Genomic DNA, 12,801 nt, shown 5'->3' with positions numbered 1-12,801 from the left:
TAATGACCGAACTGGATACCACGGTACTTGTAGTTGACGATACGCCCGAAAATATCGATATCCTAGCCAGCGTTTTGCAAGACACTTATAAAATCAAAGTGGCTATTAATGGTGAAAAGGCGTTGCAAATCGCTCAGAAAAAGCCTCAACCAGATCTTATTCTGCTCGATGTCATGATGCCGGTTATGGATGGCTATGAGGTATGCATAAAACTTAAGGCCAATCCTTTGACTGCGAACATTCCCGTTATTTTCATCACGGCTTTATCCGATGAGGAAAATGAAGAGAGAGGGTTGAAGCTCGGCGCCGTCGATTATATTACGAAGCCGATCAGTCCGATGATTACCAAAGCCCGGGTAAGGACGCATCTGGCGTTGGCCAACCAGAAAAAGGAGTTGGAGCGCCAAGTTGCAGAAAGAACCAAAGATCTTCAGCGGACTCGTATGCAGATTATTCAAAAACTGGGACGTGCAGGCGAGTTCAAGGATAATGAGACCGGCATGCACGTCATGCGCATGAGCCATTATGCGCGTTTGATCGCTGAGTCGGTGTTTGACGGTCCGAATGAGTGGACGGATCTTTTGTTTCAGGTCGCTCCCATGCATGACATTGGCAAAATCGGTATTCCGGATAAGTTGTTGCAAAAGAACGGTCCGCTTGATGAGCGTGAGTGGACGCTAATGAGAAAGCATCCGTATTTTGGAGCGGAAATCATAGGTGAACATGAATCCGGGATATTGGCAATTGCGCATGAAGTTGCATTGAATCACCATGAGAAATGGGACGGTACCGGGTATCCGAATCGTCTTAAGGGTGAAGATATTCCATTGAGCGCACGAATTGTCGCGATTGCGGATGTGTTTGATGCCTTAACATCGAAAAGGCCTTATAAAGAAGCATGGCCGGTTGTGGATGCCGTTGAACTGATTCATCATCAATCCGGAAGGCATTTTGATCCCAATTTGGTGACTCACTTCAAGAGTGTATTGCCGGAGATTCTGAAAGTGAAAGAAAAATTTGCGGATCCCGGTTCCCAATACCTTGAACTATAAAATGAAAAAAGCCCCGATTCGGGGCTTTTTTTATTAGCTTGAAGGTCTTAAAACTTGAAGCCTTTCAGAAGGTTTTCTTTGAGCTGATCTTCAAGTTGCTTTTTCACTTCTTCTTTTTTCTCTTCTACTTTTTGTTCCACTTCCTGCTTGGCCTTTTGTTCAAGCAGAGAGCCGAGATCGAGAGACACTTTCGGACCTGTTAGGGCTCCTTTGAGTTTGATTGGGATGGTCAAACCATTCAAATCTTTCAGGTCTTCACCACCTTGGCCTTTGTCACTGGCGACGATCTTGGTTTTGACAAGGTAGTCCATATCTTCTTTAACCAAATTTACCTTACCTGATCCGTTGATACGCATGTAAGGCGCTTGTGCCAACAGTTTTTTGGTGTCGACCACGCCATTGGTGATTGCCACTTCGCCAATCAGGGAGCTGAAGTCGGTTTTAAGCTCTTCCTGTGAACCTGCCGCTTGTTGCCCTGCGATTTTGGCTTTGGCCTGACGGATGGATTGTGCCAGGTTGAAGCCTTTGACTGCACCGTCTTTCAGGTCGACCGAAGCCGTTCCGTTCAGATTTTGTTTGAATTGGGATAGTTTCGTTCCGCCAGTGGTGATGTCGGCGTTGACCGCACCGGTCCCGCTAAGACGGTCGTTATCGGTGAGTGCCAGCAAAACATCGCCTACAGGTACGTTTTTAGCATTGGTTTTGAATGCGTATTTCGGCTGTTGACCTCGGACATCGAGTGACCCAGAAGCCAATAGACTGGTTTTGAAAATGTCCATTTTCAATGGATTGATATTAATCAAACCGTTTTGTCCTTTGACGGTTGCGACGATATTCTTTGGATTGAGTTTATCGTAAGTGACGTCACCGGCTTTGACAGTTCCGTTAATGGTCAAATTTCTAAGCATTTCCATCGGAAGAGTGACCTCGAAATCTTCAGAGGGCGCTTTGGATTCGGCTTCAGGCTTTTCAGGTTTAGGCGGTAGATAGCGGTTCAAGTTGATTTTATCCAATCCCAGGTTGAAGCCAATATTCGGTTTTTCGAAGTTCTTGAAAGTGGCGGAGCCTTTCAACTGACTATCATCCAGTTTGACCAAGATGTTCTTGGCATTGACTGCTTGGGTTTTGCTGTCGAAGTCGACGGCAAGATCCGCAGAGGCTTTGGTCAGACTGGTTTTATCCGACATGTTGTCGATCGCCGCAATTTGCAATCCAAGTTGTTTGAAGAGCTTGCGCAGGTTGGTTTCGCCAACGGAGAGCTTAGAGGCAACCTTTGGTTGGTCTTTAAGTTGAGTCACGTTGACTTGGCCTTTGGCCGATAGATCCAATGCTTTCAAGCTGATGTTATTCAAGGCGGCGGTTTGCGCAGTCAGGTTCAAAGCCGGTTGAGTGCTTAAGGAAACATGTGCTTTTCCGTTCGGCAGGCTGTCTCCGGTTAAGTCGCCCTGCAAGGCAAGCGGGCCGGATTTGAGGATCTGTTTTTCCATGGAAAACTCGGGATTGTTCAAGCTCAGGTCGCCTTTAGCGGTTTTCAGAGCGAAGTCAGTGGCGCCTTCCATATCATAGGTCAGTTTGACGGTGCCGGCTCCGAATACCTTTTGTTTGACATCGGTTTTGACGTCGGAGATTTGCAGTTTCCCTTCCAGTTTTTTGGCAGGGAAGTCCTGACCGCCTTTAACTGAATAACTGAGCATTAAAGACGGTAGGTCGATCTGTTGCTGTTCCATAGCGAGTTTGAGCGAAGGAAGTTCTAATTCTGTGATCACGCTTTGAACAGGAAAATCCTTGCCCTGCAATTCGTTGTTCTGTTTTAGGTTTTTGATTTCAAGTTGTCCGTCCTGATCGATTTTAACTTCGGCGGAAAGCGTGGTTTCCGTTGTCAAGTCTGGGTTGGTGACTTTTGTGTTGGCTTTTAGATTGAGGTTGAAGAATTGACCGAAGCTGATCGAGTCAGAAGTCAGTTCAAACGGAGTCAGTTCGACAGTCTGCTGGTTGAGTTTGTCATCCCAGCGAATGTAGCTGTCGCGAATATCAAGTCCGCCAAAGCTTAGGGAGGCCAGTTTCTCCATTCCGCCTTCATCTTTGATGTCACGGTCTTTTGTCTCTTTACCTCCGCCCTTGGCGACTAAGTCATCCCAGTTGGTGACGCCGTCGGCGTTGCGTTGCAGGTCAAGGGTCAAACCGTGTAGCGTGAGAGTGTCGATTTCCAATTTGCTTTTTAGAAGGGGGAGAATGGCTACGCCGATGTTGACCTCTTTGACTGAAGCGAAGGGTTTGTCTCCGAAGCCTTCGGCATTACTCATCTGTGCGTTTTGTAAACTGAGCCCGAGACGCGGGAAGAACGAAAGGTTCATGTCACCGATTGTCAGGTCGCGACCGGTCTGTTCGCTGACGAATTGGGTGATTTCTTCGCGATGTTCATTAGGATCGACGGTGGCGACGATAATCGCAATCGCGGCGATGAACAAGACGATTAAGCTGACGAATCCGATTAGAATTTTTTTTAGTAGGCTCATGAGCGATCTCCCGGAGTTTTTACATCTTTGTAGAAAGGCTGCTTGAGTGAAAATAGTTTCAAGAGCTTAACCTGATAATTGTTTCATCATAAATGACCAATAAGTGAAATTACCAGCCTTTTTTAGTTTGAATTGGGATTGGATTTATTTAGTAGTTCGTCCAGTTGTTTCTGATGCAGGCGGCTGAGGATGGTTAATCCAGCGATGGAACCTACTAAAGCCCAGAACATGTCGGACTGGGTATCCCATTCGTACCCTTGGGTGCCGAGAAAGGCCTCGGCGGCTTCGTTTGAAACCAAGGCCGTTGCCCACTCAAGCAGTTCGTAACTGGCACTGACGGCGAGTACGAAACAGACAATGAAAAAGTTTTGCCAAGCAGGCCGGTTGAAAACCTCGAAACGAATCAATATTTCGCGGGCAATGATGGCAGGGACAAATCCTTGTGTGAGGTGGCCGAGTTTATCGTAATCATTTCGGGCCGTTCCGAGCCAGCTTTGAATGTCGTTGAAAAGCGGGACTTCTGCATAGGTGTAATGGGCCCCTACAAATAGGATGCAGGCATGGAACAGGATGAGAATGTAAGCCAAAGGCGTTAGAGGGAAACGTTTATGGGTAAGTAGAATGAGTAGTAGCGCTACTAATGCCGGAAATGCTTCCAGAATCCATGTGATTCCGTCTTTTGGCGCAATGGCGGACCAGATGAGTACACCAAGGAAAATCAACAACCATATTGTTTCTTTCATTCTGATTCCCCTGTTACGAATGGTGTATGAGGCGGTTGCGCTTTGTTTCAGAGTACTAGGTTCGACAATTCAAATATCACGAAACCGCTACTGACGATAAATCCAACCAAGGGTACCCAGCGCGGTATCACCAAATTACCGTAAGGAGCGGGTTGGTGTTTTTTGATGCGCCATAAAGCCAAGTTTACCATTGAAAAAACCGCCAGCATAATGATTGAAGTGGCTTGTGCCAGACTGGAGAGTTCTCCCAGCAGAGCCAGAATCAACACCACTAGGCTGGCCGTAAACGTTGAGATGACCGGGGTATGGGTTCTTGCATTGACCCGGCAGAACGGTTTTGGGATCAATCCCCGGCAACTGAGTCCGTATAAGACTCTGGAAGCCATGATGACTTGAATCAGAGCGCCGTTGATGATGGCGAACATTCCGATGAAAGTGATCAGGGTTGCACTGTTGCCGGTGTGGTGTTCATAGAGAAGGGCCATAGGCGCTTGGCTTTTCGCCAGTTCAGCCGGCGTAAAGGATAGCAGGGCGATGACCATGATGCAGATGTAGATGATGGCCGTGATGGACAAGGTCAGGAGTATTGCCCTGGGTAGGGTGCGACTGACGTCTTTGACTTCTTCGGCGACGTCCACCATGTCTTCAAATCCTATAAACGCGAAGAAGGCGAGCAGAACCCCGGAATAAATCAGAGATACCGATGTGAAACTCAGATCGGGAATGAAGTGCGGGCCGATCTCCCCGAGGTTTTCCAGACTGGGCAGGCCTGTGTAAATGATCAACAGTAAGCCGCCGACTTCAATCAATGTAATCAGGCTGGCGATGAAGACCGATTCGGCAATTCCCCAAGCGGCCAATGCGCCTATGAGGAAGACTAAAATGATGATGTCGATTTGTGGATGGATGGGAAGGAGTTCGGACAGGTAGCCGATGAAACCATTGACCAGGGCCGACGCCGAAACCAGTCCTGCAAGGGCGACCAGTAATCCGACCAGAGTGGAAAATCGATCGGAGTCAAAGCCTTGTTTGACGTAAAGAGCGGCACCGGCTGCTTGAGGGTATCGACCGGAAAGTTCGGCAAACGACATGGCTGTCATTCCGGCAAGGATGGCAGCAACTAAAAATGCAGCCGGAGCCAAATAGCCGGAAATACCGGCCAGCTCACCCACCAGTGCGTAAATTCCGGCTCCGATTGTGGTACCTAATCCGTAGAGAACCATTTGCGGTAAGGAAAGCGTTCGATTGAGCTTTGGAGTTTCCACAGTTATTTCATTCGATCGTCTGTTTTATGGGGCTGCAAAATAGAATTTGGAATTTAAGTGTAAACCAATCATGTTGTTTGTGATGATGATTTTACACATATATTCGTGAGTCACTTATGTAGGCTATTTCAAAAAGTTAACCGTTCTCCCTGATTTTGATAAGTATATTTTATTAACCCTAATGAAAATATAGTTTGTATATTTTTTGGTTTCAATTCAAACTGAAATTGGTTTGTATGTTTAATAACCTTATAAAAAACAATGATATAGGCAGGTTGGAATATGGAGCCTTTTGATGACTATAAGATGATCGTTGATCGGAATGTCATTACTTCTGCGACCGATTTGCATGGAACCATTTTATACGCCAGTGAGGCGTTCTGCAGAATCAGTGGGTACAGTAAGCAGGAATTGATTGGTCAAAGCCATAATATTGTTCGTCACCCTGATATGCCGTCTTCGATCTACCGGGATTTGTGGAAGACAATTTCTCGCGGTGAAGTTTGGCGGGGAGAGTTGAAAAATAGGCATAAGAGCGGCAGCAGTTACTGGGTGGAAGTTGAAATCTTTCCGAACTATGATTTGCTCGGTCAAAATGTTGTCGGTTATACCGCTATTCGTCGTGATATTACCGACCGAAAACGTGCCGAAGCGTTATCCCAAACTGTTGAGCTCAGTGAAAAGAAACTGGACGAGTATCTTGACCTGATCGACGAAAATGTCATCACTTCATCAACGGATCCTTATGGAACCATCACTTCGGTCAGCAGAGCTTTTTGTGAGATCAGTGGATTCAGTCGTGAGGAGTTAATTGGTCGAAACCACAATGTGGTTCGTCATCCTGATATGCCTAAATCCTTGTATAAAGATTTGTGGCGAACAATCTCCCGGGGGAAAGTGTGGCGGGGTGAAATCAAAAACCGTAAAAAAGATGATGGTTTCTATTGGGTGGATGTGACCATCAAGCCAGAGCATGATGAAACAGGTGGAGTATCTGGATATACGGCGGTTCGTCATGACATCACGGATAGAAAGAAAATTGAGCAGTTAATCATTACCGATGAACTGACCGGTGTCTTTAATCGTCGTTATTACAACCAGGTTTTGATGAGTGAGGTGAACCGCGCCAAGCGTCATGGAGAATGGTTGGGGTTCTTGATGGTGGATGCGGACAATTTCAAAAAATACAACGACGGCTACGGTCATCACGCTGGAGACGGCGCTTTGCAAGCAATCGCCGACACATTGAAGCAGGTTTTTCAGCGCAATGGCGATTATGTCTTCCGCTTGGGGGGGGAGGAGTTCGGCGTTCTTTTCGCATCGGAATCCCATGGTGGATTTGCGCATCTGGCCGAAAAAGCAAGGCAGGCCGTGTTTGATTTGAAAATGGAGCATGATGGCAACGAGCCTTATGGTTGCGTCACTGTTTCCATCGGGTTGTTCATCATGGATCCGAGGTTGACACATCTGGACGAGGACATCCTGAAATGTGCCGACCGGGCTTTGTATTTGGCAAAGGAGAATGGGCGCAACCGCATCGAAATCCATACAATAATCTGATTTTTTACTGTGTTGTTCAAAACGTTTCAAAAATCTTAACAGGCCTGCCGGTACCTATCCTTTTTCTCTTTTATTGGCTTTATTAATGGCTTGAAGCTTGCATCCCTGCGGGCTTTTCGTATGATGATAGCCAATTGTCATTGTTCGCAATCATCCTAATCCCAATATACGGAGTGAAGCATGGATATTACGCAAAGCCAAATATGGACACAGCGTTATACCGATTATTTGAATCAACAGGAATCCAGACCGGCACGAATCGTCTATCAACGTGACCGCGCCAGAGTGATTCATTCCGCTTCATTTCGCCGTTTGCAGGCCAAGACCCAGATTTTCGGTTTGAGTGAATCGGATTTCTACCGCACTCGTCTGACCCATTCGATGGAGGTCGCACAAATCGGTTCCGGCCTGGTGGAACAGTTGATTACCGTGGGAACGGAAGGGGTGGCCCAAGAAGCCGAATACATCAAATGGTTGCCTTCGGTTTATCTGATTGAGGCTATCTGTCTGGCTCATGATTTGGGACATCCGCCTTACGGTCACGGCGGAGAAGTGGCCTTGAATTATATGATGCGTCATTATGGCGGTTTTGAGGGCAATGCTCAGACGCTGCGTATCATGGCGAAGTTGGGTGAATACACACCGGAAAACGGTTTGGACTTGTCGCGACGTACCACATTAGGGGTGATGAAGTATCCAGCTCTTTACAATGAAGTTATCAATACAAACGAAGACTATCAGATGCAGTTGCTGGAGCCGGAAGTCTCTGATTTCAGAACCTTGCAGATGAATCGTTGGAACCCTCCTAAGAGTTTGTATTCGGAAGAAAAGACGGTATTCGATTGGGTGCTACAGCCGTTTTCGGACTCTGACCGTGCCTTGTTCACCCAGCTTTCACATTGCGAAGGCGCTTGCCATAACCGAACCAAATACAAAGCGTTGGATACCACGATTATGGAGTTGGCCGATGACATTGCTTACGGTATTCACGACTTTGAGGATGCGGTGGCAATGAAGATGGTTTCCCGCGAATTGTGGCAGGCGGAAGTCATGGACGATCCGGTTTTTCAACAATATGCACCTTGGGGTGATGAAATGACAGAACGTTTGTTCTGTGGATCTTCTCGTGCCCGTAAGCATGCTATCAGTAAGATGGTCGGTATTATGGTGGAAAGCATCTATATGGATGAAAATCACGAATTCGAGCATCCGCTACTGCGCTATCAGGCTAAGTTGGCCGAAGACAAGGCGGCGGTTTTGGAACTCTTGAAGGCATTCGTTTTCAAAAACGTCATCACCATTCCCGAAGTGAAAGGGATGGAGTACAAAGGCCAGCTGATTGTTCTGGAGTTGTTCAAATCGTTACGCGCTAACCCAAGCACTTTATTGCCTAGAAGCTCCTACCAGAAATATCAAGCGGCTGAAAGCGAGCAGGCGCAGCAGCGTGTGATTTCCGACTACATTGCCGGGATGACCAATACCTATGCTTCGCGTTTGTATGCGAAACTCTTTACGCCGACGCAAGGTTCGGTATTTGACGTTCTGTAGTCAGGATTTTGGCTTGGGAAGATAGTATTTAGGTGCCTTGAAGGGCTTGAAATTGAACCCAGTTTTGGTTTCTGAAAACCCAACAGGCCTGTTGGGTTTTTGCTGAAGTTTGTTTTTAGCGATGGCGTTTAAGGCCCATTGAATATGTTCGTCTACCAAAGGGCTGATTTGACCGATCTCAGACCTCAACGCGGTTTCCGCAATTTCCAGGTTGTCAGAATCGCTTTGCATATTACCCAAAGCGACCGCCAGATTGCGCTTCCATTGATTATAGCCAATCCGACGGATGGGCGAGCCTTCAAAGTTTTTCAGAAATTGCTTTTCGTCCCACTTCCAGAGTTCCAGTAAGCTTGACGAATCCAGATCGGCTTTAGGTTGAAAGGCTTCTTCTTGCGTGGAAGTGGTGAATTTATTCCACGGGCAAACCAGTTGACAGTCGTCGCAGCCGTAGATACGGTTGCCGATTTTGTCGCGTAACGCTTCCGGAATTGAACCGTCGTATTCGATGGTCAGATAGGAGATGCATTTGCGTGCATCAACAACGGCGTCGTCAAGAATGGCGCCGGTAGGGCATTCGTCGATGCAGGCGGTGCAAGGACCACAACCTTGTTTGTCGAATGCCGGATCGGGTTGCAACGGTAGATTGGTATACAGTTCGCCGAGGAAAAACCAGGAACCGGCTCGTGGATGGATGATTAGGCTGTTCTTGCCGATGAATCCCAAGCCGGCTTTCTGCGCCAAAGGGCGTTCGAGTACTGGGGCACTGTCGCAAAAGGCACGGTAGCTAAAGTCGGGAACTTCCGAATGAATCTTTTCGGCCAACTGTTGCAGACGCTTTCGCATCAGCTTGTGATAATCCTTACCTAAGGCGTAGCGTGAGACATAGGCTTGTTCGGAGTCGTGCAACTGCTGAAACGGTGAGTTGGCTTCAAGATCCAGATAGTTGAGACGGACGCTGATCACGGTGAGTGTACCGGGTTCCAATTCCTCAGGGCGGGTTCGTTTGGTGCCATGACGTGCCATGTATTCCATTTCGCCATGAAAGTTCTCACCTATCCAGTTAAAATAACGGGCTTCGTAGTCCGACAGGTCCGTATCGGAGATACCGACATCGGCAAACCCCAATTCAAGCCCCCATTGCTTGATTTTTTGGGCCAGGGATAACGGTTTGGATAAGTAAGGTTGCATAATGACAAATTCTAAGGCAGTTTCTGAAAAACAGGTAATTTTTTTAGAGGACGAGACGGCGACGGCGCAGTTTGCAGTCAAGCTGGCACAGGTCTGTGAGGCTTCCGGGCTCTACGAAAAGGGGCTGATGATCTATCTGAAAGGCGATTTGGGAGCCGGGAAGTCTTTTTTCTCCAGAGCATTCATTCAATACTTTTTACCTGATCAAAAAGTTAAAAGTCCTACCTATACTATCGTTGAAAGTTATAATTTTTGTAAATTTACGATACATCACCTTGATTTATATAGACTTTGCGATCCGGAAGAGTTAGAGTACTTAGCTGTTAGGGATTTATTATCAAAATCTTATGTCGCTTTGGTGGAATGGCCGCAGAAAGGTGAGGGCGTTTTACCGGGTGCAGATATCGAAATTACTCTGAATCACAAACAGCCTGGTCGGCAGCTTGAATTGCAGGCATTGAGCACAGAAGGACGGCAGCTTTTAGGAAGTGTGCCGGAATTTTGACGGTGAAGTTGGCATGCTGTTTGTTATGACATTGGTAAGTTAAACTTTAGTGTAGAGATAAGTTTATGAAATCATTCAGCTTTGCCAAGACATTCATTACTGCGACTTTAGCTGTGGCGTTGCTGCTCAATGCCTCTTCGGTTTATGCCGGAGCAGAGTTGGACAAAGTTCGTGTCGGCCAGAAACCGGATAAGACGCGGGTTGTCTTTGATATCAGAAAAAATCATGACTTTAAGGTTTATAAGCTAAACAATCCGTCCAGAGTGGTGGTCGACTTTTACAAAACCGCCAATAAGCTCGATTTCAAGAATAAATATTTCAAAGATTCCCGTCTGTATCGAGTCCGTGTTTCTGATCACCAGAAAGGCTTGCGGATCGTCTTGGATCTTCATAAGAATTATGACTACAACTTCTTTACGCTGGGTGAGAACAAATCCGGCGCCGAGCGTTTGGTTGTAGACCTGGTTCAGCCTGACGTTCAGGTTGCCGACAAAAAGGTGACAGTTCAAAAGCATGAGAAGAAACCTGCCGAAACTAAGGCAAGTTTGATCGCTAAATCGCCGGAAAATCCGAAGCCGTTGATTGAAAAAACTCCTTCACAGCCTTTGGTAGCGATGGACAAAACGGTAAAAGACAACGTTGCACGCGAAGTTAAGAATAACCAAGCGACTCAATCCTTGCTTAATAAAGATAGCTCGATTCTGATTAAGGGCGATACGTTGGTTGTGGCGATTGATCCTGGGCATGGTGGAAAAGACGTTGGGGCAATCGGTCATAACCATGTGTACGAAAAGAATGCTACGTTGCAAATGTCGCGAGAGCTGAAACGTCTAATCGATCAGCAACCTGGGATGCGCGCCATTTTGACGAGAAACAGCGATGTCTTTATTCCATTGCATGAGCGCGTTAAAATTGCCAAAAAGAATAATGCCGATATTTTTATTTCGGTTCATGCGGATGCTTTCCATAAAAAATCGGTGCGAGGTGGTTCGGTCTACGTTTTGTCGAAGGGTGGTGCGAGTAGTGTCATGGCCAGACTGTTGGCAAAAAGTGAAAATGCCTCTTTACAGGATATTAAGCTGCAAGGGCGAGATCGTGACGTGGCGTTTGCGTTGAGTGATCTGACGCGAGAAGCGAATATCCGCGCCAGCCGCAAGCTTGGAAGAAGCGTTTTGAAAGAGATGCAGAGATCGGTTCATATGCATAAATCCACACTGCAGTCGGCTGAATTTGCTGTATTGAAATCGATTGATATGCCTTCTTTATTGATCGAGACGGCATTTATTTCGAACCCAAGTGAAGCACGTAAGCTAATGAGCTCTTCGTTCCAAACCAAGATGGCAAGCTCTATCGTGCGCGGTTTGCAGAAGTTCGTTGACGGCAATGCACAGAAACCGCATTGGGGAGAGACTTTATATGTGCAGTATAAAGTTCAGCCCGGCGATACGCTGTCTGAAATCGCGAGTAACTATCAGGTTTCAACGAAGACTTTGAAAAAGTTGAATGGAATTAAAAATGCGAACCAGCTTTATGTTGGTAAGAAGATGAGAATTCCTTTGTCTGATCAGGTGGTTGCGGGTCTTTAAAGAACCCGGAAGCGTCTTCTGGACGTTTTTTCTTATCTCTGGCCGTTTATTCTCAGGCGGCTTTCACTCACTTGTTGAAGCTTAAAAGGCCTAGTTCGGTTACGATGGCGTCGAGTGGAACATCCCAAGATTCAGTATCGAGCTTCTGTACCTGTTGGCAACTATGCGCCCAGCCGATCAACAACGGTTTCTGTTTGTGTTCTTTGAGTTTAAATTCGAAAGTTCGATCATAATAGCCGCCGCCCATTCCCATGCGATTTCCATCTCCGTCAAAACCGACTAGAGGCATGATGACCAGATCCATGTCGACACCCGATAGGTGTTGCTCTAGAGGTATATCCGGTTCGGGAATCTTGAAGCGGTTGGGAATCATTCGACTACCAGGCAAGTAAGGCGAGAATCCCATGTGCCAATTAGGTTGGGTTTCCAGTGCCGGCAGGTAGACTTCCAGATTTTGTTTTTCCCATAGCGCGTGGATGAGTGGTTCGGTTCCCAGTTCTCCGTCTTGACTTAAAAATACGGCGATTTTTTTGTTTTGTTGAAGGAGTTTGGAATTCAGTAGGTTTTGGCAGGCCGAGAGCGCGTGTTCGTTTTGTTGTTGCGTTGTTAGCGTCTGGCGCTTTTCTCGCAGTGTCTTTCTTAGGGTGGCGCTGCTTTGAATTGTCATTGTCCGGCATTCGAAATGGATGATAGGGTAGACACGAAATCGCTGAACGAAAATCCCTGAACCGAAGAGTTCAGGTGGCAGCCTCCACTAAGAATTTAGGCTTCTCGGGTTAGCCAGGCTAACGAGATGCTCACCACTCAAAGTTTCTGGCCCCAATGTAGTAATTATCGG

Annotated in this window: 10 protein-coding genes; 5 read left to right on the top strand and 5 right to left on the bottom strand. The window is 46.8% G+C overall.

Annotated elements, in window-relative coordinates; all coding sequences use genetic code 11:
* The first annotated feature begins 2 nt into the window (after positions 1-2).
* Positions 3-1,052, top strand: a complete 1,050-nt coding sequence (locus tag QCB45_RS02770) for an HD domain-containing phosphohydrolase (protein ID WP_279419014.1) — start codon at positions 3-5, stop codon at positions 1,050-1,052.
* Between the two features lie 47 nt (positions 1,053-1,099).
* Here the strand turns inward: QCB45_RS02770 and QCB45_RS02765 are convergent, their stop codons facing one another.
* The 3 genes from QCB45_RS02765 to QCB45_RS02755 form a co-directional block, all read right to left on the bottom strand.
* Positions 1,100-3,568, bottom strand: a complete 2,469-nt coding sequence (locus QCB45_RS02765) for an AsmA family protein (RefSeq protein ID WP_279419013.1) — start codon at positions 3,566-3,568, stop codon at positions 1,100-1,102.
* 122 nt (positions 3,569-3,690) lie between these two features.
* Complete coding sequence (locus tag QCB45_RS02760) at positions 3,691-4,311, bottom strand: DUF2238 domain-containing protein (protein WP_279419012.1); 621 nt, start codon at positions 4,309-4,311, stop codon at positions 3,691-3,693.
* Positions 4,312-4,358: 47 nt separating this feature from the next.
* A complete protein-coding gene (locus QCB45_RS02755) occupies positions 4,359-5,576 on the bottom strand; it encodes an amino acid permease (RefSeq protein WP_279419011.1) in 1,218 nt (405 codons plus the stop codon).
* 282 nt (positions 5,577-5,858) lie between these two features.
* Between QCB45_RS02755 and QCB45_RS02750 the strand changes: the two genes are divergently transcribed.
* Positions 5,859-7,136, top strand: coding sequence for a sensor domain-containing diguanylate cyclase (locus QCB45_RS02750; RefSeq protein WP_279419010.1), 1,278 nt, complete (start codon positions 5,859-5,861; stop codon positions 7,134-7,136).
* 180 nt (positions 7,137-7,316) lie between these two features.
* Complete coding sequence (locus tag QCB45_RS02745; RefSeq protein WP_279419009.1) at positions 7,317-8,684, top strand: anti-phage deoxyguanosine triphosphatase; 1,368 nt, start codon at positions 7,317-7,319, stop codon at positions 8,682-8,684.
* Here the strand turns inward: QCB45_RS02745 and queG are convergent, their stop codons facing one another.
* Complete coding sequence (queG, locus tag QCB45_RS02740; RefSeq protein WP_279419008.1) at positions 8,685-9,872, bottom strand: tRNA epoxyqueuosine(34) reductase QueG; 1,188 nt, start codon at positions 9,870-9,872, stop codon at positions 8,685-8,687.
* Between the two features lies 1 nt (position 9,873).
* Between queG and tsaE the strand changes: the two genes are divergently transcribed.
* Both tsaE and QCB45_RS02730 read left to right on the top strand, forming a co-directional pair.
* Positions 9,874-10,377: a tRNA (adenosine(37)-N6)-threonylcarbamoyltransferase complex ATPase subunit type 1 TsaE gene (gene tsaE, locus QCB45_RS02735; RefSeq protein ID WP_279419007.1), complete on the top strand. Its 504-nt coding sequence runs from the start codon at positions 9,874-9,876 to the stop codon at positions 10,375-10,377.
* Positions 10,378-10,442: 65 nt separating this feature from the next.
* Positions 10,443-11,963 (top strand): N-acetylmuramoyl-L-alanine amidase, encoded by a 1,521-nt coding sequence (locus tag QCB45_RS02730; protein ID WP_279419006.1) that lies wholly within the window; start codon positions 10,443-10,445, stop codon positions 11,961-11,963.
* Positions 11,964-12,030: 67 nt separating this feature from the next.
* Here QCB45_RS02730 and QCB45_RS02725 read toward each other — a convergent pair whose 3' ends face one another.
* Positions 12,031-12,630: a 5-formyltetrahydrofolate cyclo-ligase gene (locus QCB45_RS02725; RefSeq protein WP_279419005.1), complete on the bottom strand. Its 600-nt coding sequence runs from the start codon at positions 12,628-12,630 to the stop codon at positions 12,031-12,033.
* Positions 12,631-12,801 lie beyond the last annotated feature (171 nt).

This window comes from Thiomicrorhabdus sp. ZW0627, from assembly GCF_029767005.1.
Classification (GTDB): Bacteria; Pseudomonadota; Gammaproteobacteria; order Thiomicrospirales; family Thiomicrospiraceae; genus Thiomicrorhabdus.
The sequence above is the reverse complement of the archived record's forward strand: the minus strand, read 5'-3'. Positions and strand labels throughout refer to the sequence as shown.

Bases quoted from the DNA above. Each gene is read 5' to 3' on its own strand.
- QCB45_RS02725 (WP_279419005.1), bottom strand. From the start codon at position 12,630: ATGACAATTCAAAGCAGCGCCACCCTAAGAAAGACACTGCGAGAAAAG.
- QCB45_RS02750 (WP_279419010.1), top strand. From the start codon at position 5,859: ATGGAGCCTTTTGATGACTATAAGATGATCGTTGATCGGAATGTCATT.
- QCB45_RS02770 (WP_279419014.1), top strand. From the start codon at position 3: ATGACCGAACTGGATACCACGGTACTTGTAGTTGACGATACGCCCGAA.
- QCB45_RS02765 (WP_279419013.1), bottom strand. From the start codon at position 3,568: ATGAGCCTACTAAAAAAAATTCTAATCGGATTCGTCAGCTTAATCGTC.
- tsaE (WP_279419007.1), top strand. From the start codon at position 9,874: ATGACAAATTCTAAGGCAGTTTCTGAAAAACAGGTAATTTTTTTAGAG.
- queG (WP_279419008.1), bottom strand. From the start codon at position 9,872: ATGCAACCTTACTTATCCAAACCGTTATCCCTGGCCCAAAAAATCAAG.
- QCB45_RS02745 (WP_279419009.1), top strand. From the start codon at position 7,317: ATGGATATTACGCAAAGCCAAATATGGACACAGCGTTATACCGATTAT.
- QCB45_RS02730 (WP_279419006.1), top strand. From the start codon at position 10,443: ATGAAATCATTCAGCTTTGCCAAGACATTCATTACTGCGACTTTAGCT.
- QCB45_RS02760 (WP_279419012.1), bottom strand. From the start codon at position 4,311: ATGAAAGAAACAATATGGTTGTTGATTTTCCTTGGTGTACTCATCTGG.